This window comes from Mucilaginibacter sp. Mucisp73, from assembly GCF_059491465.1.
This window is the reverse complement of sequence record NZ_CP168507.1, coordinates 1,602,994-1,624,246: the sequence shown is the minus strand read 5'-3', so window position 1 is coordinate 1,624,246 and position 21,253 is coordinate 1,602,994. Positions and strand designations below refer to the sequence as shown.

Below are 21,253 nucleotides of genomic sequence, written 5' to 3'. Positions count from 1 at the left end.
ACAAAAAGCCCCTGCACAAATACCTGCAAGGGCTTCATAAAAAATCCTGAAAATCCTTTAATCCTAAAAATCAGGGTTCAGACAAATTTACCCCTTTTTAAACTTCAAAGCTAACTGAGCCAGCATATCATCGTTAACCGGCTGGGCAGGCTCATCCTTCTTTTTGAAAGGTTTGTTTTGATAATGTTGATTTTTAGTATGATCGGGCTTTGTGTATTCTTTTTTCTGATACTCAGGTTTGGGGGCAGCAGGTTGTTGATCGGCCGGTTTTGGCTGGGCTGCTTTGTTTGCCTGACGCTCGGCAACTTTTTTGGCGTTCCAGCGGGTATAAATTTCTTCGAGCTTGCGCTTGGTATAAAGCGGAAAATCACCCTGCATCATCCACGAATAATAACTTGGCTCAGCGTTTAATACGTCTTCAACACGTTTGCCTTTATGTTTGCCAAAGTTTATCAACTCCTCGCCCTGTTCATTATAAACCATACGACCAGCAAAATCAACCGGTTTACTCAGGTTAGTAAATGCGTGCAGCGCTTCAACATCGCCCACAACGGGGATTATTTTATTACCTTTTTTATCTTCCCACTCTACATTTTCATAACGCTCAATCTGCGCCAGCAAAACTTCCATGGTAGCGCGGGTATCTGCTTCGGCCGAATGGGCGTTTTCAATTACTTTATTGCAATAAAACTGGTAGGCCGCCTTTAACGTGCGTTGCTCCATCTGGTGGAATATGTTCTGTACATCAACAAAATGGCGGGCATCCAGGTTGAAATCCACTCCGGAACGTAAAAATTCCTCCATAATCATGGGGATATCAAACTTATTTGAATTGTATCCAGCCAAATCACTATCACCAATAAAATCGGCTATTTCCTGTCCAAGCTCTTTAAATTGCTTTTCGTTTTGTATATGCTCATCATAAATGCCGTGCACCAGCGATGACTCGAGTGGGATAGGAATGCCCGGGTGAACACGCCACGTTTTCACTTCTTCGCTGCCATCAGGGTTAAGCTTGATAACAGATATTTCAACTATACGGTCGGCACCGATATTGGTACCTGTTGTTTCAAGATCAAAGAAAGCCAGGGGCCGTTTTAAATTTAATTTCATTTGTAAGTGTTCAGAGATGCAAAGGTCGCAAATGTCCTAAAATTAATCAGCAGAATAAATTTTTTAATTTATTTAATATACCAATTTATTATTTAATTTGATTATCCCTAATTATCACAATTTGTATGAACAGATTTCTTCTTATTCTTTTGATTTTCATTACCTTATCACACCTCGCGTCGGCGCAGGACTTTGAAACCGGTATAGAAGGACCGGAAATTGATATGGTTAAATATGATAAAGATCCGCAGGCCAACGCCGTTTTTTTAAACGAGTTTGGCAGTGTTCGTATAGATGAATACATGGACCATATCAGGCTCATTCACACCTATCATGCCAAAATTAAAATTTTCACCAAGGAAGGATTAACTCACGGTACTATAGCTATACCTATCCACAATGGCGATAACTCCGCAGAAGAAGTTAACAATGTTACCGGGTTTACTTATTATAAAGATGATAACGGTATTATTCAAAAGGCGGAACTTGATTCAAAAAAGGTATTTACATCTAAAGATTATAAATATGGCAGCACTGTAAAGTTTGCCTTGCCTGCATTACGGCCCGGCTGCGTTATTGAATTTAAATACGAACTTATCTCACCATACTGGGACAATTTCCGGGAATGGGCATTTCAAGACGATATCCCTAAAGTAAATTCACAATATGAAGTGCATATCCCGGGCTTTTGGACATTCAACGCTTCGTTACGCGGGGCGCTGAAATTAACGAAAAGCAATTCGGAAGTTGAGCGTGAATGCTTCTCATCGGGAGGTGCAAAAGCCGATTGCTCACATATTACTTACAACATGAAGGACATTCCTGCATTTGTTGATGAAGATTATATGACCGCCCGTAAAAACTTTTTATCGGCTATATTTTTTGAGCTTGTTGAATATACGAACCCTTATAACAACGTCAAAACCGTTATGACAAAAGAATGGGGCGACGTTGACCATCAATTAAAGATATCCGATGAATTTGGCGTTCAAATGAAAAGGACCAGCTTACTTAAAGAACGCATTGGGCCGGTAATTGCAGGTAAGGCAAATGACCTTGACAAGGCAAAAGCTATTTATGCATGGATCAAAAGCCAAATAAAGTGGAATGATTATATAGGTATCTACAGCACCGATGGCGTAAAAAAATCATTGGATACACACGCCGGCAGTATCGCCGATATTAATCTGACACTTATTACCGCGCTAAGCGCCGCTGGCCTTAACGCCGATGCCGTATTGCTTTCAACCCGCGACCATGGAATGGTGAATAACCTTTACCCGGTACTTAGCGACTTTAACTACGTTATAGCCAGGTTAACTATTGGCGATCAAACCTATCTGCTTGACGCTACCGATCCGCTGCTCTCGTTTGGCTTGCTTCCCCTTAAATGTATCAATGATAAGGGCAGGGTGATTAGCCTTAATAAACCATCATACTGGATAGAGTTAAGCACTCAGCAAAAAGCGGCCACCACACGGATGTTCGATCTTACACTGCTTGATAATGGAAAGCTAAAAGGTACAATAACCAATTATTACAAAGGTTATGATGCTTATGAAAAACGCAAAGCCATTAAAAAGTTTAATACAGTTGATGAATACGTTGAAGATTTTGATGAGAAACAACCTAAATTAAAAGTACTTAAGTCAGACATAGCAAATCTGGACAGCCTTGACAATCCGCTACGTGAAACCTTTGAAGTTGAGATAGATGCATTTGATAATACCAATCATGACAAGCTTGCATTTAACCCTTATTTTTGGGAAAAACGTACTACCAATCCCTTCAAACTTACCGAACGTGATTATCCGGTAGACTGGGCCTTTGCCTCAGACAAGAGGCTGGTTTTGGTAATGCACCTGCCTGCGCAATATATCATTGAAACCCCGCCCCAGATAGTGGCGTTTTCATTACCAAACAAAGGCGGCATGTTTGCAACCACGTTTGAGAGCCAGGACAATAACAGTTTTACCTTTTCAAACATTACCCAGTTTAACAAGTCGGTTTATGATTCGGCCGAATACCCTTATCTTAAGGAACTGTTTAATAAGATCATTCTAACGGAAAAAGGGGATATGATCTTCAAGAAAAAATAATGAAAGCATTTTTAACTACCCTTTTTATCTTTTTGGCGGTAACCTGTGTAAAATCACAGGAAAACTACGACGTATCGCTCATTTCAAAAGATCTTTTGCCTTATGCCAGCTCGGTAGTGCGCAATGAGGAGGTTACTGTTGAGGTTAAAGACTTAGATAACACACTTTGTCACGTAAAACAAGTAATAACCGTACTCAATAAAAATGGTGACGATGACGTTGATATAGCGATATGGCATGACAAAAGTCGTTATATTAAGGATATAAAAGGAATGATTTACAACCAATGGGGCAAGCCCACAGGTAAATTTTCAGAAAGTGACTTTGAAGATGACAGCAACCACGATGGCTTTTCGCTTTTTACCGACCTGAAGATAAAACACTATCAACCCAGGGTAGCAGAGTATCCTTACACGGTAAGTTATGAGTATGATGTAAAGTCAAAACAATCACTTGACCTTGAGAGTTGGCACCCGATACCTTCGGATGGTATAGCAGTTGAAAAAAGCTCATATACGTTAATTTGCAAACCCGATTTTAAGATCAAATACAAACAAACCAATTTATCTGTTAAACCAACAATTGGTACCAATAAACAGGGTATGCAAACATACACCTGGCAAACTAATAACCTTAAAGCTTTAAAGCATGAGCCATATAGCCCTGTTTACCGATCAATAATGCCCCGCCTGGAAATAGTGCCCGAAAAATTTATTTACCGTGGTGTCAGCGGCACATTTACCAACTGGAAAGAACTTGGGCAATGGCAATATGATAAGCTTAATGCAGGCCGCCAGCAGCTTTCGCCTCAAACTGTGGCAAACATGAAGGAGCTTACCGCATCAATAACCGATCCTAAAGCCAAAGCGCGTAAGGTTTATGAATATATGCAGAGCAAAACGCATTACATCAGCATCCAGGTAGGGATAGGCGGCTTACAACCCTTCCTGGCTTCGGATGTTGACGCTCAAAATTATGGTGATTGCAAAGCCCTCGTTAACTACACACAGGCGTTATTAAAGGCTGTCGACATCGATTCATATTACTGCGTGGTGTATGCGGGATCATCGAAGGTAAATTTCCAGCCCGACTTTGCAAGCATTGACCAGGGCAATCATGTTATTTTATGCCTGCCTTTTAAAAATGATACCACCTTTTTAGAATGTACCAGTCAGAACATACCTTTTGGCTTTTTAGGTGATTTCACCGATGATCGGATCGTGCTGGCCTGTACCCCACAGGGCGGCAAATTAATGCATACGCCAAAATACACGGCCCAGGCTAATCTCGAACAGCGCAAAGCCAATTTTACATTAAGTGCCAATGGTAACCTGTCGGGTACAATGGTTACCAATTTCAAGGGAACAAATTATGAAGATCGCGACCATGTGATCTATGAATCGAAAACAGAACAGATCAAAGATCTGAAGAAGATTTATCCCATTAATAACCTTGATATTGAAAGTGCAGATCTGAAGCAGTTTAAAGTTGAACAACCATACACCACCGAAACGTTAAAAATTTCGGCTACAGACTATGGCTCGGTATCTGATGGAAAAATAATTTTTCTGGCCAACCCGGCCAACCGTGTAAGTTCGCCGTTACGTGAGGTCCGTAACCGACATAACGATGTTTACATTAACCGTGGATATACCGACGAGGATGAGATCACTTATACCCTACCCGCAGGATACAAGGTTGATATGCGCCCTAAAAAAGTAAGTATCGAAAAACCTTTCGGAAAGTTTGAATCAAGTGCAACTGTAAATGGGGATAAGCTGGTATACAGTCGCAAGCTACAGATCATAGATGGTACATATAGTAAAGACACCTATCAGGACCTTGTTGATTTTTACCAGTCAATTGCGGATGTAGATAATGATAACGTTACCTTAGTTAAAGGTAACTAAATATCACGATACCGAGGATAATACCAAGCACCATGATCACATAAAGCATGATCTCGGTGCCTGCGAACCGCTTGTACTTAGTCCAGAATGAGTAATCTTGTTTTTTGTCGGCCATAACAGCGCAAAATTATTGAAAATAAACACACCAATTGGGTCAAATTTAAACGATTTACACGAATGCGATTTAAGCTTAATATTGGTGTGATTCGCAAAAATCCTTCTAAAATTTGTGTTACTTAATTCATGCTGGTGGACACATTTTCGATTGAGCCAGCCCTTGAAAAGTATTTGTATAACGAGGGATCGCGTAGTTTTACAATGATAACCCCGCGACGTGAACTGGCATGCACAACATAGCCATTCTGCAAATAAACCCCAACATGGCTAAACTGCTTTCCGTCGAAATCAAAAAACACCAGGTCGCCTTCCTTTAGCTCATCTTCATATTTTCGTTTGATGACGGAGATCTGCTTGCTGGTCATGCGGGGAATGGTGACGCCATAAACCTGCTGTTCCAGCAGAAATGCCAGGCCGGAGCAATCAATACCATCTTTATCAAGTCCGCCAAATTTGTAAGGCGTACCCATCCATTGATCAATAAAAGCGTAAAGGCGACCATTTTGGATATCGCCCCTATCAACCCCCATAATTTCGGAATATTTTGAAGCGATATCAGGCGAGGGATTAACCACCTCACCCGGCTGGCCGCGCATAGCGGCCTTGCGCGAGTAACATGAACTTAATATAAATGGGGAAAGGAAAAGTATAAACAAATAAAAACTACGACGCAGGTATATGCTCATAAAGTAAAATTAACTTTAATGTTTATTGAGAGGATGCGGATGTTTTTAACATATTAACATGGGTAGAAGAAGTCTGCAAGTCCGATGTCCGAAAGTCCGGAAGTTAATTTCTTTAAATTAAAACCTTTACAAACTTCGACCTTTCTGACTCGCCGACTTTCGGACATCGGACTTTCGGACTTCGAAAATCAACTCTTCACCACCCTTTGAATTTCATCCAGTTTCATGAGTGCTTCAACCGGGGTTAGGGTATTTACATCAAGGTTGTTCAGCGTATCGCGTATCTTCACCAATACGGGGTCATCTATTGAAAACATCTGCATTTGTACAGCTTGTTTCTGAACCTTGCGGATACTTTCTTTGATATGCTCGCCGCCGGTACGTTCGTTTTCCAATTTCTTTAGGATCTCATTGGCGCGGCTTAACACTTTTGAGGGCATCCCAGCCAGTTTAGCTACGTGGATCCCGAAGCTGTGTTCGCTGCCACCCGGTACCAGCTTGCGTAAAAATATGATCTGCTGGCCCACTTCTTTTACAGATACGTTAAAGTTTTTAACCCGGTTAAATGAGTTGCTTAATTCATTAAGCTCATGATAATGTGTAGCAAATAAGGTTTTAGCCCTCGCTGTTGGATGGTTATGCAGGTATTCGGCAATCGACCAGGCAATGGAAATCCCATCATAGGTTGATGTACCACGACCGATCTCATCCAGCAGGATCAGGCTCCTGTCGCTCAGGTTATTGAGGATGCTTGCCGTTTCATTCATCTCTACCATAAAGGTTGATTCGCCAGATGAAAGGTTATCCGACGCTCCCACCCTTGTAAAGATCTTATCAACCAGGCCTATTGACGCCGCTTTGGCCGGCACAAAACAACCCATTTGGGCCATCAATACAATTAAGCCTGTTTGCCTTAACAAAGCCGACTTACCAGCCATATTGGGGCCGGTAATAATGATGATCTGCTGGGTTTCCGAATCGAGGTAAACGCTGTTGGTGATGTACTCCTCGCCTATTGGCAGGTTCTTTTCAATAACAGGGTGGCGACCGCCCTTAATGTCAAGTACCTTACTTTCATTAATTTCGGGCTTAACGTAGTAGTTTTTAATGGAGATGGTTGCAAAGTTGAGCAGCACATCCAAACGGGCTATCAGTTGGGCATTCAACTGGATTGGCTTGATATATTCGGCCAGTGAATACAGCAGGTCATTATATAATTGTGTTTCAAGCGCCAGGATCTTTTCTTCGGCACCTAAAATCTGTTCTTCATATTCTTTAAGCTCGGGCGTAATATAACGCTCGGCATTAACCAGCGTTTGCTTGCGGATCCACTCGGTTGGTACTTTATCCCTGTGGGCATGGGTAACCTCCAGGTAGTAACCAAATACGTTATTGAACGATACTTTAAGCGACGGGATGCCGGTTAACTCAGCCTCACGCTTCTGGATCTCCAACAGGTAACCTTTACCGCCGAAGGCGATCTTACGCAGCCTGTCAAGCTCTTCATTAATCCCCTCGTTCATTACAGAGCCTTTTACCAGCATCACCGGCGGCTCGGGGTTCAATTCCCGTTCTATCTTTTCACAGATCAACGCGCAGGGGTTAAGCTGCTCGCCAATGGCGCGTAACGGGGCACTTTGTGATGATTCTGCAATACGTTTAATTTGGGCTATGGCGGTTAAAGCCTTCTTTAACTGGCAAACCTCGCGCGGGTTGGCTTTTTGTAAACCTATTTTTGAGATGAGCCTTTCCAAATCACCTATCTGGCGCAGGTATTGGAGCAACTCTTCCCTCAGCTCTTCGTTTTCTATCAGGTATTCAACCACACCAAGGCGGTCGTTAATTGCTTTGATCTGCTTCAACGGCATTACAATCCAGCGGCGCAATAAACGCGCGCCCATGGGCGAACAAGTATGATCAAGTACATCAACCAGCGTCATGGCGTTTTCGTTAGCCGAGCCAACCAGCTCCAGGTTGCGGATGCTGAACCTGTCGAGCCAAAGGTACCTATCTTCCTCTATCCTGCTGATGGCCGAAATGTGGCCCAGGTTGCGGTGTTCGGTTTCATTCAAATAATGAATAGCCACGCCGGCAGCGATGATGCCTAAATTCAGTTTATCAATACCAAAGCCTTTGAGCGATTTTACACCAAAGTGCTTAAGCAACGTTTCAGTGGCGTAATCGCCGCTGTATGGCCATTCGTCAAGCGCATAGGTGTAAAAGCGGTCGCCATAAGTATCTTTAAAATCGCGTGTACGGCTTTTGGGATAGATCACTTCGCTGGGCGAAAAGCTTTGCAGCAGTTTATCAATATAATCGCTGTTACCCTGGGCGGTCATGAACTCGCCGGTTGAGATGTCAATCAGGGCAATACCTATCGTATTTTTTTCAAAGTGCAGCGAGGCCAGGTAATTATTGCTTTTTTGCTGCAGGATGTTATCGTTAGTGGCTACGCCTGGGGTAACCAGTTCTGTTACACCGCGTTTAACGATGGTTTTTGTAGTTTTGGGATCTTCCAGTTGATCGCAAATGGCCACACGCTGCCCTGCGCGTACCAGCTTAGGCAGGTAAGTATCCAGCGAATGGTGCGGAAAACCGGCAAGTTCAATATGTGTAGCGGCGCCGTTTGCCCGGCGGGTTAGTACGATGCCTAAAATACCGGCAGCCTTAACGGCGTCTTCGCCAAATGTTTCATAAAAATCGCCCACCCTAAACAGCAATAAAGCACCTGGATACTTTACTTTAATAGCATTATATTGCTGCATTAAGGGGGTTTCTTTGGTAGTATCTTTAGCCAAGCGGTTACTCCTTCTGTTAGTCGGGTAAAGTTAATGCATTGGCAGGTGTTTTAGGGCATTGTTGAAAAGTTGGGAGAGTGTGGATATGTAAGAAAGCCCGGGCAATTCGCTAAATTAGGCTAAAGCCGTCATCTCGTTTCATTTAAACCGTTGGTTAAAACCAACGGCAATGATTTAACAATAAAGTTTAACTCAATTTCCCTCTTAAATGGAACGAAAAACACTGCTTTCAATTTCATTGCCGTCGGTTTCAACCGACGGACAACGATATCATTTACATACGGCTTCAGCCAAAATCAATATGCAATACCACCTGGCTGAACATGCTATATGCTACTTCACCACCAGCTTCCCGTTCACAATCCTGTCTGTATAATCCTGTATCAGGGCTTTACAATCCTGCATGCCTTTTTGCATTTCGGCGTTGGGTTGCGCAGTCATCAGATTTTTCTCCAGCCCCTTATCAGCCACAGCGAAAATGCCGGTGAAGTTTTTGCCATCAAACAGGTAGGTATAATTACCCTGCATAAACTGGTAGATGTTACCTGTTGAGTTGATAACCCTTGGCTGCTCGTCGGGTAGGTTACTTATCAAACTCCTGCCCCATGACCTGAAGGGTTTGTTATAACCGACTAAATCGACCAATGTTGGATAAATATCCATTTGTGATGCCAGATCGGTACGCACACCTCTTAAGTTATAAGCATTGTTGGCGCTGTAAAACAGAATTGGCACCGCGAAACGGTTAACCTGCTTACTGTATTCAGGATAATAAGTTTGACTGGTATGATCGGCTGTGATCACAAAAATGGTGTTGTTAAACCAGGGCTGTGTTTTAGCGTAATTGAAAAAGATCCGCAAGGAATTATCTGTATACTGAACGCATTTATCAATAGCCAGCGGACCGCCCTTAAACCTTGCTTTATATTTTTCGGGCAGTTGATATGGATCATGCGATGACAGTGTGAACAGCGTAGCCATAAATGGCTGCTTCTGTCTGCTTAGCGTACGCCCCATGAATGGAAAAAAATGTTCGTCCCAAATACCCCAGATGCCATCAAAATCTTTATCGTCGTTATATTCGGTACGGCCATAATAGTTTTTATACCCCAAAATACTGCCAAAGCCCTGAAATCCCATCGACCCATTGGCTGCCCCATGGAAGAACGAGGTTTGATATCCCATACTGTCACAAACTGATACCACCGACTGGATCTTCTGCTTAGCATAAGGCGATGATGTAAAAGCATTCTGAAAAGATGGGATCCCCGCTATTACCGATGATACAGCGTGAATGGATTGCCGTCCGGTAGCGTAAGCATTGGTAAAAATAAGACTGCTGTTTGATAGCGAATCCAAAAACGGTGTATATGATTTAAAGCCCGGTATATTAACGCCGCGGTTCATGCTGCCCCAATATTCGCGGGCCATACTTTCCAGTATAATGATCACCACATTGGGCTTAGCAGCCGGTTTGGTGTTGTATTTTTTTACGGGTTTGATATTACTGCTGATGTATGCTTCGTCTACCCAGTGTTGAAGCTTGTAATTATTGGTTCCCAGCGTACGGAAGACAGCAAAAGGGGTATTCAACACAATATCGCCCTGATTGGGAACAGTGATGTGTTTATATGCATCAACCATGTTGATAGGCCGTGTGCTATGTGCGAAATCGCCCCTGATACCACCAATAACCAGGGTAAGGATCAACAGGAAGGAAACTATCGATGATAGAAAATACACTTTCTTATCCGTTACCGCAGCGGGCTTTAACTTCACCTGTTTGTACAGCCAAACCCAACAAACAGAACATAATATAAATATGATGATCACATACCAGTAAGCTTCCGAAAAATGGGTAAATAACAGTTTCTTGTTATTTTCATCGGCCAATACGTCAAGTGTTGCCTTGGTTGAACGCACCTGGCTAAAGCGATAGTAAATGATATCAACAAAGTTGGTGGCGTAAGCAAGCAAATTGGTAACAAAGTACAGGATAGCCATACCTTTTTGAAAAGCCGGCCGGGTATTTACAGTTAAGGGCAAAACGCTGAGCAGGATAAACAGGCTGTTGATGTACAGTAAAGCCGTTGTATCAAAGGCCATACCGTAATAGCACAATTTAAGCAGCGCCCAAAAGCTATCAACAGCGAACAGGTGCGTATTGAATGCAAAGAACAATACCCTGGCAATAAAATAAAACAAATACCCCAAAAACAGCCTGTATAAAAGTACTTTATATTCGGCCAACCTCAATTTACTTTCCATGAAAAACGCTTTGCTTTAGTTTCCCCAAAGGCTTGACCGGCAGGAGTTGATCAAACCTAATTTACCCCAGGGAGCTAATAAAAAGCGAAAGTAAAAAAAATAGAATAACAATTATTTAATACGAAATCAACGGTGATTTAATGACATTAGGTTGGCAAAACGGAATGTTAAATATTTTCAAGAGAGGAAAAACGAACCCTGGGAAAGCTGAATCCACTCTTTTATAAAAATATATCAAATAGCTTTCAATTGCCTGTACTGCCTTAAGGTAGCCTGATTGTTTCTTTTGATCCGGTAAGGCAGCTTTTTCAATTTTTCCTGTAATTGCATATAGGCCTGAAAATCGGCATTGCCTTGTAGTTTTTTCACCAGTTTATCCAACTGATCTTCAAACTTTACAATTTGCTTATAGGCCTCGTTGTTATCCCTTAAGTTGGGCAAAAATTCCCGGATGGTGCTATACACCCAAACTTCAAACTTAGGGTTAAGCCAGCCTGCAAATTTCAATGCTAAAATTTCGCACATCCATAGCCCATCCAGCTTATTCACAAATATCATGGCTTCCAGGTCAGCAGAATTCTTTGCGCTGTTTCCTTCAAAATTCGATTCATTAAAAGGCAAGGGCATGCTTTTCAATTCGTCAATAAAATCTTTAGTTTGTTTCAGCTTTAAAAACTCTGTTGGGTTTTTCCCAAAGATCTTGCCCATTTCTGTGGCATTGATCATTAAATCCTTATCGCTGATATCAAACTCAACAACCTGATTATTAAATTCAAATTCAAAAACTGCATTTACCATAAGCCTGCTCTAAATATATCTCTTATTAAAATACAAGTATACCAACAGCAATTTTAAAACTACAAAAATTAGCAAAAAAGTTTTAAACAATTAAAAAACCATAAAAATTAGCAATCAATTAGTAACTGAATCTGATACCAACTTTCCATCACTCTAAAATAAATCGCCTGCTTCCCATTGCAAACTCAAATCATTTTACTAACTTTGAAACACAAAGTACTTTTATAAAGTAAAGTAAAAGCAACAAAAAACATATAACATGAACCTTTTTGTAGATGAACATTCGATAGTGCGCAGGATCTGGGGCAAGGCAGATACCATCCTGTTCATTTTCGCCGGGGCCGCAGCCGAGTTTGCTTTAAATAAGGCTGTTGACTGGCTTTATTTCACGGGCAAACTTCCTGCTGATCCTTTAGCACGCCTGTTTAGCACCGTAGCCTATTCGCGGCAAATCATTTTTTCGGAACGCGATGAAGCTTTAAAGGCTATTGATAAAATAAATGCCATTCATAAAGGTGTTGAAACCGCCCGTGGTTCCCAAATACCCGACTGGGCTTATCGCGATGTGCTGTTCCTGTTGATCGATCTGTCCATCCGTTCATATGAATTACTGGAAAAGCCTCTTAGCGCAGCCGAAAAAGCCGAAGTGTTTAATGTATTTAACCGGGTTGGCGAACGAATGCAGCTAACAGGGATACCATCAGATTATCAACACTATCTTCAAATGCGCAAAGAACACCTTGAACACAATTTAATTAACAGCGCTTTCACTGCCGATTTATATCATCAGTATAAAAAACATCTTGGTTTTGCCAGGTATCAGATTCTGAAGCAGGCACAGTTGCTAACCGTACCCACGCAGGTTAGCCAACAACTGCCGCTGGGTAAAATAACCTGGCTTTGGCCTGTATTAAAGGTATATAAGGCAATAAAAAACCTTAAACCCGGAAAGTTTTTAAGGGATGCTCTCTTGCCGGTGCAATACAAAATCCAGATCCAGGGAATGGACCAGGCATATGCTTTAAATTAATCCATGAAAACAGCTATTAAACATTTCGGGATCTTTGTGCAGCAGCAGGCGCTCTCTTGCCTGTTCCCGGTTTTGGTATTTGCCATGCTGGCACTTTCGCATTTGTTTGCAGGCATTTTGCCCCGTTATGACTTTATGCTGATAGCCTGCCTGCTTATCCAGGCTGCTTTATATTACACCGGGATCGAAACTAAGGATGAAGTACTGGTAATTTGCATATTTCACCTGCTGGGCCTGGTAATGGAGATCTTCAAAGTTCACTACGGCTCATGGGCCTATCCTGAATTTGCTTATCTGAAAATAGGCGGCGTTCCGTTATACAGCGGCTTTATGTATGCCAGTGTTGCCAGCTATATGTGCCAGGCCTGGCGAAGGCTTAACCTGCAAATACAAAACTGGCCTAATCGTTACATTACCCGCACTATAGGTATTTTGATATACTTTAATTTTTTTAGCAATCATTTTATGCCCGATATCCGCTATGGCATAGGCGTGCTGATCCTTTATTTTTTCAGGCGGTCGGTAGTAGTTTTTCATTTACAGGGAAAAGTCTTTCGCATGCCAACAATATTATCATTTATGCTGATAGGTTTTTTCATCTGGCTTGCCGAAAATATAGCTACCCGGCTTGGGGCCTGGCGCTATGCCTACCAGCACCATGCCTGGACAGTAGTAAATTATCAGAAAATAAGCTCCTGGGCCTTCCTGGTAATTGTAAGCTTTATCATTGTTACCGAACTGAAATTATTAAAAGACAGCACAAAGCCCTTACCGGTGTTATCAGCTTGAATACTTTCACAATGTCAAGCTCGGTAATTTCAAGTAAAGGGGCTAAGCATAAAAGAAGTTTCTTCAGTTCCTTCACATATGTCTAAAATAGCTTGCTCCCAAAGTCCCCAAATCCGGGAAATCGAAATTCCGAAATCCGAAATTATAATGAAATCACAATTCCCTGATCACCCGGCATGGATTTCCTGCAGCAACTATATTTGCCGGAATACTTTTGGTTACCACACTTCCTGCGCCTATTGTCGTATTATCACCTATGGTAACTCCGGGACAAACAATTACACCACCACCCAGCCACACGTTATTGCCAATAGTAATAGGTGCCGCATATTCGGGGCCTTTGATTCGTTCGGCAGCTATTACAGGATGATAGGCTGTATAGAGCTGAACATTGGGCGCCAGGAACACGTTATCGCCAAAGGTAACACGGGCACAATCCAATATAATGCAGTTAAAATTCAGAAACAGGTTATCCCCGGCTATTATATTAAAGCCATAGTCACAGTAAAAAGGCGATTGAATATCAATATTGCCTTTAAAGCTTCCCAGCAGTTGTTTTAACAGGGCGGTTTTGGTTTCCTTGTCATCATAACTTGCGGCATTGTATTGTGTAAACAATTGCCGGGCTTTTGAACGGGCGGCAACAAGTTCGGCATCCCCGGCATTGTACAGTTCGCCGGATATCATTTTTTCAAGTTCAGTCATAGGATAATGTTTGCATATGCAGGTTACAGGCAAATATAAGTGCTCAATATTTAACCGGCCACTCATCAACAATGCAAACTCTGTTATAATTCGTTGCATTCCCAGGTCATCTATTTCAATAGGTGTGGTTAATACACTGGACTTGGATTCATTTCAAATTTCAAAAACTATTTCCTTCCTGTCAAGTTATATTAATAGTTAACTTTTCATAAATAAAAAGAAAAAAATATGAAAAATTTAAGAATAACAGCCGCAGCTATCGCCCTATCATTAGCCGGCTCTTTGGCATTAGCTAACGGACACCAAGCTCAAAATACCGGTGTATCAGTAACAAAGTACATATTGACCACGGATACTGTGCCAGATAAAAATAAAAAGAAACCAAAAACGCCGGTGCCCACACCAAAACCAACAGATCCTGTGCCAAGTCCAACACCAACGCCTACTGATCCAAATCGGGTACCAACTCCTGCGCCAACGCCAACACCAAACCCTTCACCAACACCTAATACCCCTAATCCGGCACCTCAGCCAAATACGCCTAACCCAAGCCCTATACCAAATACGCCAAGCCCAACAACACCAAGCCCGACACCTAATCCGTCGAGCCCAACCAGGCCAAGTCCTGGCCAATAATTACGGATCGGTTTAAAAAAGAACGCCCCGGGATATTACAACCCGGGGCGTTCATGTTATATTTTCTAATTTATTTAATTACTGACCTGGGTAAAGGTATAAGGCAGATTAGTGAATGTACCACCTAATATCTGCGACGTTTCAATAGAGGCAATGGTACCATCATCATTATAGTTTACTTTTTTTGTGGTCATGCTATAGGTACCGGTTATCACATTTTTTGATGGATCTATGGAGGTAATTATGATAGAACCCGAACCTGGCTCAACCACCCCCACCTGATTATAGGATGTACCGCCTGTTGATGTAAAATAAGCCATATTTACCCTGTTGGTAGCGTCAACCTTATAAGTAGCCACCGGAAAAGTATTGACATTGGTAGCATTAGCATCACTTAAAGTAATCGTCCATTTTACTCTTTTCAGGTCAGCAGTACCAACTACACTAAATGATTTTGTTTTAGCAGTAGCATCATAATTTATAGTAGCGGTAACATCATCAGGGATCCATGATGTACCATTTATAGTTGCGGCAAGTATTTGGTCGGAAGTAGTGGAAGCAGAAGTAACAACGTCCTTTTTACAGCCCTGGAATATTATAGCTGATAAAACGAACAGCATTAATAGTTGGATTTTCCTCATATATAAATTTTATGCAAATAACGATGTTTAAGAAGTAATAATCACAACTGAAATTACTTTTTTCACATATTTTAACATTCGCCGGCACGGCGGCTTTTAATAGTTAAGCCCCAATTATAATACAATTCATTTTATTTAACCATATTAGGCCGAAATTTTTAAACATGATCAACGTAAACGAATATTTTGAAGGCGCCGTGAAATCACTGGCATACACCACTCCGCAAGCGCGCTCAACTATCGGCGTTATTGAACCCGGCGAATACGAATTTGGCACATCAAGCCACGAAACCATGACCGTAATTGAAGGCAGCCTTGAAGCTTTATTACCAGGCCAAAGCCAATGGCAAACTTTTACCAACGGTCAAGTATTTGAGGTTGAAGCCAATACATCATTTAAAGTAAAAACAGAAATACAGAGTTCATATTTGTGTATTTATAAGTAGTTGGCAGTTCATGGCCTATAGATCATGGTTCATGGTTGATAGCTCATGGTTAACTAAAGGTAATCACTCTCCCAAATACAATTTAAAGACTTAGTCAATTGATATTCAGACTTACGAAGTTTCGAAAACTTCGTAAGTCTTTCAATACTCAGCATTCTGTTAATTCTTAATTCTATAAATTCCAGTTCAGACAATTAAACTATTCTTTTGGTACTTCGCAAAAGGCATTGTATTGTGCACGCGTGGTACGCTGAAAATTCTCCTATCTTATCTCCACCAAACTCTTGCACCTCTGGCACTTCCTGCCGTTATGCTCCAATGGCTTTGCTTCCTCAATTAATCCAATTTCAACCATGATCTATGAACCATCAACTATGAACTAACTTTCCAAATCCTACTAATCACATAGAGAAACACCACAAAATTTAATTTGGTTATAGCTAAAAAGTCAGCTTTAATAAATGTATTGCACAAGTTTGGTATAACTTTATATTGATTCTAAATAATTTTTTTCGTACTTTCATTTTGTACATCATAATATTTATCTCTTTTTGTTGAGATAATGTTAAATAACTATGATTTAAATAATTGATTTTTTAGAAATCTTTAAAAATTACCGTAAATTTTATAATTTATTTGAGTTTTGGTAACTTCGTGGTTACACCCCTTATAAAATTGTAAACGGTTTAATTTAAACAATGGATCAAACTGATAGCCACCAGGGTCTTTACAGACCGGAATTTGAACACGATTCGTGCGGAACGGGATTTATAGCCAATATCAACGGTCATAAAACCAACCAAATTATTGATAACGCGTTAACCATGCTCGAAAACATGGAACACCGCGGTGCGTGCGGATGCGACCCCGAGAGCGGGGACGGTGCGGGAATTTTAATACAATTGCCCCATGAGTTTTTAATGGAAGAATGCTCAAACCTCGAGATCAGCCTGCCGGAACCCGGCGAGTATGGTGTAGGTATGATATTTTTACCTAAAGATTCGGCCCAGAAAAAGGCCTGCCGTACCATTATTAACAATGCTATTGAAAAATTAGGTTTACATAAGCTGGGCGAGCGTAAGCTTACCGTTGATTCATCAGTTATTGGTGAAACAGCCCGCCAGGCCGAGCCTGATATTGAGCAAATTTATATCGCAAGGCCACATCATATTACCAACGCCGATGATTTTGAACGCAAATTATTCGTGCTCAGAAGGTATATCAACAAAACCATTACTGAAACGGTAGCCGGCGCTTCTGATAATTTTTATTTTACATCATTAAGCTGTAAAACAATTATTTACAAAGGGCAGCTTACTACCTACCAGCTGCGTAAATACTATACTGATCTTTCTGATCCGCGTATTGCATCGGGCTTTGCCATGATCCACTCGCGTTTCTCAACCAATACTTTCCCTTCATGGAAACTGGCCCAGCCATTCCGCTTAATTGCGCATAACGGCGAGATCAATACCCTTACAGGTAACTTAAACTGGTTTTATGCCGGCCTGAAATCATACGCTTCGTCATACTTTACTGCCGAAGAAATGGATATGTTGTTGCCGGTGATCGATAACAACCAGTCGGATTCTGCCTGTCTGGATAATATCATTGAAATATTGTTGCACTCCGGCCGTTCATTGCCACATGTAATGATGATGCTGGTACCTGAAGCATGGGACGGCAACGAAGCTATGGATCCGCTTAAAAAAGCGTTCTACGAATTTCACGCTACTTTGATGGAGCCATGGGATGGACCTGCCGCAATTACCTTTACCGATGGTAAACTGGTAGGAGCTTTGCTTGACCGTAACGGCTTGCGCCCACTACGTTTCGTGATCACCAATGATGGTCGTGTAATAGCTGCTTCTGAAGCAGGTACTTTAACTATCGACGAAAGCACTGTTTTACGCAAAGGCCGCTTACAGCCTGGTAAAATGTTATTGATCGATACTGAAAAAGGCCGCATCATCACTGATGAAGAGATCAAGCAACAAATTGCATCACAACAGCCATATGGCCGTTGGTTAGAGAATTATAAAATTAACCTGAGCGAGCTTTCAGAACCGCGCCTGGCTTTCGCCAACCTGTCTGAAGCCTCTGTATACCGTTACCAGCAGGTATTCGGCTACAGCCGCGAGGATATCGACACCATCATTAAACCGATGGCCCTTGATGGCAAAGAGCCTGTAGGCTCAATGGGAACCGATGTGCCTTTGGCTATCCTTTCGGACAAACCTCAGCACCTGTCAAGCTATTTCAAACAATTCTTCGCGCAGGTAACCAATCCGCCAATCGACCCGATCCGTGAGCGTTTGGTGATGAGCCTTGCTACCTTTATTGGTAACAATGGCAACCTGCTTGATGAGGATAAAATGCATTGTCATTGCGTGGTATTGAAACACCCGATATTGAAAAACCATCAGTTAGAAAAACTGCGCAGTATCGATACCGGCCTGTTCCACGCTAAAACACTGCAAACATACTTTAAGGCTGATGGCCTGCCGGGTTCACTGGAAAAAGGCATTGCACGCCTTTGCCGCTACGCCGAGGATGCTGTTGATGACGGCTTTGAGGTATTGATCCTTTCGGATCGTGCGGTTGATTCTGAGCATGCCCCTATCCCTACCCTGCTGGCTGTATCAGCAGTGCACCACCATTTGATCCGCAAAGGTCGCCGTGGCGCTGTTGGCCTGGTTGTTGAAACCGGCGATGCCTGGGAAGTACACCACTTTGCTTGCTTACTGGCCTTTGGTGCCACAGCTATCAACCCGTACCTGGCGCTTTCAACTATTGAAACCCTTAAAGATAATGGCAGCCTTGAAACCAGCTACGATATCAAAAAGCTGCGGAATAACTACGTTAAATCTATTAACGATGGCTTGTTGAAGATCTTCTCGAAAATGGGGATCTCAACCTTACAGTCATACCATGGCGCACAGGTATTCGAGATCCTTGGTTTAAACAAAACCGTTGTTGACAAATACTTCCACGGTGCAGTTACCCGCATAGGCGGTTTAGGCCTCGATGAAATTGCCCGTGAAGCACTTTGCAAACACAAAATGGGCTTTGAAGCTAAAGGAGCTGACAACCTGTTACCTGAAGGTGGTATCTACCAGTGGAAACGCCGAGGCGAAGCCCACTTGTTTAATCCTACTACCGTTCACCTGTTACAGCACGCCACACGTACTAATAGCTACGAGGTATATAAAAACTATGCTAAGGCAGTAAACGAGCAAACTGAAAAACACTTCACCATCCGTGGTTTACTTGATTTTGCCCACCACCGCGAATCGATCAGCATTGATGAGGTTGAACCTGCAGAAAGCATCATGAAGCGTTTCGCTACAGGTGCCATGTCATTCGGCTCTATCTCGCACGAGGCGCACAGCACCATGGCTATTGCCATGAACCGTATTGGCGGTAAAAGTAATACTGGTGAAGGTGGCGAAGACGAGATGCGTTACGACAAATTGCCAAACGGCGATTCGTTACGTTCTGCCATTAAACAGGTAGCATCGGGCCGTTTTGGGGTAACTTCAAACTACCTTACCAACGCCGATGAGTTGCAGATTAAAATGGCACAGGGTGCAAAACCAGGTGAAGGCGGTCAGCTGCCGGGCCACAAGGTTGACGACTGGATCGCTAAAACCCGTCACTCTACTCCGGGTGTAGGTTTGATCTCTCCTCCGCCGCACCACGATATTTACTCTATCGAAGATTTGGCACAGCTTATCTTCGATCTTAAAAATGCTAACCGTGCTGCCCGTATCAACGTTAAGCTGGTATCAAAAGCCGGTGTAGGTACAATTGCAGCCGGTGTTGCCAAAGCTCATGCCGATGTGATCCTGATTGCCGGTTATGACGGTGGTACTGGTGCATCGCCAATAAGCTCTATCAAACATGCTGGTTTACCATGGGAGCTTGGTTTAACCGAAGCTCACCAAACACTGGTACGTAATAAACTGCGCAGCCGTGTGGTGCTACAAACAGACGGTCAACTGAAAACTGGTCGCGATTTGGCAATCGCAGCCCTGATGGGCGCCGAAGAATGGGGTGTGGCTACTGCTGCCCTTGTTGCCGGCGGTTGTATCATGATGCGTAAATGCCATCTGAACACCTGCCCTGTAGGTGTGGCTACTCAAGATCCTGAATTACGTAAATTATTCTCGGGCAAACCTGAGCATATCGTTAACCTGTTCCGCTTTATGGCCGAAGAGTTGCGTGAGATCATGGCCGAGCTTGGTTTCCGTACTATTCATGAAATGGTTGGCCGCGTACAGTTCCTGAAAGTGAAAGATAACCTGCAAAGCTGGAAAGCCAAAAAGATTGACTTGAGCGGCATCCTGCACCCGGTTACCAACACCAAAGGTATGACCTTGTACAACAGTGAATCACAGGATCATGGCATGGCCAATATCCTTGACTGGAAACTATGGGAAGCAGCGAAACCTGCTATTGAAGATAAAACCCCGGTATTTGCTTCGTTTGATGTGATCAACGTTGACCGCACCATCGGTACCTTGTTATCTAACGAGATTTCTAAAGTTTATGGATCAGCTGGTTTACCTGACAATACCGTTAACTTCAAATTCAAAGGTTCGGCTGGTCAAAGTTTTGCAGCATTCACCACTAAAGGTGTTTCTTTCGAGCTGGAAGGCGAAGCTAACGACTATGTAGGTAAAGGTCTTTCGGGCGCTCAGATAGCCGTTTATCCGGCAGCTAACGCAACATTCGTACCTGAAGATAACATCATCATCGGTAACGTAGCCCTTTATGGTGCTACATCAGGTGAGTTGTTTGTAGGTGGTATGGCCGGCGAGCGTTTCGCGGTACGTAACTCTGGCGCTACCACTGTTGTTGAAGGTATCGGCGACCATGGTTGCGAGTACATGACCGGTGGTCGTGCGCTTATCCTTGGTAATACAGGCCGCAACTTTGCAGCCGGTATGAGCGGAGGTATAGCATGGGTTTACAATCCTGAAGGTACGTTTGCAGAAAACTGCAATACCGAAATGGTTGACCTTGACCCGCTAAGCGTACAAGACGAAGAGCAGATCCTCACCCTGCTGCGTAAACACATCACCTTAACCGGCAGCAAGCTGGCGCAAAAGATACTAAACAACTGGAATGAAGCATCAACCCAGTTTGTGAAAGTATTCCCGAGAGAGTATAAAAAAGTATTAGAGAAATTACAATATCAAACCATAGGCTAAG

The 21,253-nt window shown here is 42.6% G+C and carries 15 protein-coding genes; 7 read left to right on the top strand and 8 right to left on the bottom strand.

Annotated elements, in window-relative coordinates:
- Nucleotides 1-87: 87 nt before the first annotated feature.
- The gene (locus tag ACEN82_RS07055) at nt 88-1,113 is read right to left on the bottom strand and encodes a 3'-5' exonuclease (protein ID WP_176627595.1); all 1,026 of its coding nucleotides are present in this window, start codon (nt 1,111-1,113) and stop codon (nt 88-90) included.
- A gap of 125 nt (nt 1,114-1,238) precedes the next feature.
- Between ACEN82_RS07055 and ACEN82_RS07050 the strand changes: the two genes are divergently transcribed.
- Nucleotides 1,239-3,212, top strand: a complete 1,974-nt coding sequence (locus ACEN82_RS07050; protein WP_413322202.1) for a DUF3858 domain-containing protein — start codon at nt 1,239-1,241, stop codon at nt 3,210-3,212.
- The gene (locus tag ACEN82_RS07045; RefSeq protein WP_413322201.1) at nt 3,212-5,122 is read left to right on the top strand and encodes a DUF3858 domain-containing protein; all 1,911 of its coding nucleotides are present in this window, start codon (nt 3,212-3,214) and stop codon (nt 5,120-5,122) included. Before ACEN82_RS07050 ends, ACEN82_RS07045 begins: the two co-directional genes overlap by 1 nt.
- On the opposite strand, the gene ACEN82_RS07040 is transcribed toward ACEN82_RS07045, so the two are convergent.
- The 5 genes from ACEN82_RS07040 to ACEN82_RS07020 all read right to left on the bottom strand — a co-directional run bounded on the left by ACEN82_RS07040 (nt 5,109) and on the right by ACEN82_RS07020 (nt 11,789).
- The gene (locus ACEN82_RS07040; RefSeq protein WP_255485375.1) at nt 5,109-5,237 is read right to left on the bottom strand and encodes a hypothetical protein; all 129 of its coding nucleotides are present in this window, start codon (nt 5,235-5,237) and stop codon (nt 5,109-5,111) included. The genes ACEN82_RS07045 and ACEN82_RS07040 overlap by 14 nt on opposite strands.
- 121 nt (nt 5,238-5,358) lie before the next feature.
- Entirely contained in the window at nt 5,359-5,925 is a 567-nt protein-coding gene (locus ACEN82_RS07035) for a C40 family peptidase (RefSeq protein ID WP_413322200.1), read from the bottom strand.
- A gap of 188 nt (nt 5,926-6,113) precedes the next feature.
- Nucleotides 6,114-8,723: a DNA mismatch repair protein MutS gene (gene mutS / locus ACEN82_RS07030; RefSeq protein WP_413322199.1), complete on the bottom strand. Its 2,610-nt coding sequence runs from the start codon at nt 8,721-8,723 to the stop codon at nt 6,114-6,116.
- Nucleotides 8,724-9,056: 333 nt separating this feature from the next.
- Nucleotides 9,057-10,991, bottom strand: a complete 1,935-nt coding sequence (locus ACEN82_RS07025) for an LTA synthase family protein (protein WP_413322198.1) — start codon at nt 10,989-10,991, stop codon at nt 9,057-9,059.
- A gap of 234 nt (nt 10,992-11,225) precedes the next feature.
- Nucleotides 11,226-11,789 carry a KilA-N domain-containing protein gene (locus ACEN82_RS07020; RefSeq protein WP_090526647.1) on the bottom strand — a complete coding sequence of 188 codons (564 nt, stop codon included), beginning with the start codon at nt 11,787-11,789 and terminating at the stop codon, nt 11,226-11,228.
- A 259-nt stretch (nt 11,790-12,048) separates the two neighbouring features.
- On the opposite strand from ACEN82_RS07020, the gene ACEN82_RS07015 reads away from it, so the two are divergent.
- Both ACEN82_RS07015 and ACEN82_RS07010 read left to right on the top strand, forming a co-directional pair.
- The gene (locus ACEN82_RS07015) at nt 12,049-12,819 is read left to right on the top strand and encodes an oxygenase MpaB family protein (RefSeq protein WP_413322197.1); all 771 of its coding nucleotides are present in this window, start codon (nt 12,049-12,051) and stop codon (nt 12,817-12,819) included.
- 3 nt (nt 12,820-12,822) lie between these two features.
- A complete protein-coding gene (locus tag ACEN82_RS07010) occupies nt 12,823-13,608 on the top strand; it encodes a DUF817 domain-containing protein (RefSeq protein WP_413322196.1) in 786 nt (261 codons plus the stop codon).
- Between the two features lie 153 nt (nt 13,609-13,761).
- On the opposite strand, the gene ACEN82_RS07005 is transcribed toward ACEN82_RS07010, so the two are convergent.
- The gene (locus tag ACEN82_RS07005; RefSeq protein ID WP_090526642.1) at nt 13,762-14,313 is read right to left on the bottom strand and encodes a sugar O-acetyltransferase; all 552 of its coding nucleotides are present in this window, start codon (nt 14,311-14,313) and stop codon (nt 13,762-13,764) included.
- Nucleotides 14,314-14,541: 228 nt separating this feature from the next.
- On the opposite strand from ACEN82_RS07005, the gene ACEN82_RS07000 reads away from it, so the two are divergent.
- A complete protein-coding gene (locus ACEN82_RS07000; RefSeq protein WP_495644092.1) occupies nt 14,542-14,949 on the top strand; it encodes a hypothetical protein in 408 nt (135 codons plus the stop codon).
- A 74-nt stretch (nt 14,950-15,023) separates the two neighbouring features.
- On the opposite strand, the gene ACEN82_RS06995 is transcribed toward ACEN82_RS07000, so the two are convergent.
- Complete coding sequence (locus ACEN82_RS06995; RefSeq protein ID WP_274987837.1) at nt 15,024-15,590, bottom strand: DUF6252 family protein; 567 nt, start codon at nt 15,588-15,590, stop codon at nt 15,024-15,026.
- Nucleotides 15,591-15,754: 164 nt separating this feature from the next.
- Between ACEN82_RS06995 and ppnP the strand changes: the two genes are divergently transcribed.
- Together ppnP and gltB are read left to right on the top strand one after the other, a co-directional pair.
- Entirely contained in the window at nt 15,755-16,036 is a 282-nt protein-coding gene (ppnP, locus tag ACEN82_RS06990; RefSeq protein ID WP_413322194.1) for a pyrimidine/purine nucleoside phosphorylase, read from the top strand.
- A 698-nt stretch (nt 16,037-16,734) separates the two neighbouring features.
- Complete coding sequence (gltB, locus tag ACEN82_RS06985; RefSeq protein WP_413322193.1) at nt 16,735-21,252, top strand: glutamate synthase large subunit; 4,518 nt, start codon at nt 16,735-16,737, stop codon at nt 21,250-21,252.
- Nucleotide 21,253: the final 1 nt, after the last annotated feature.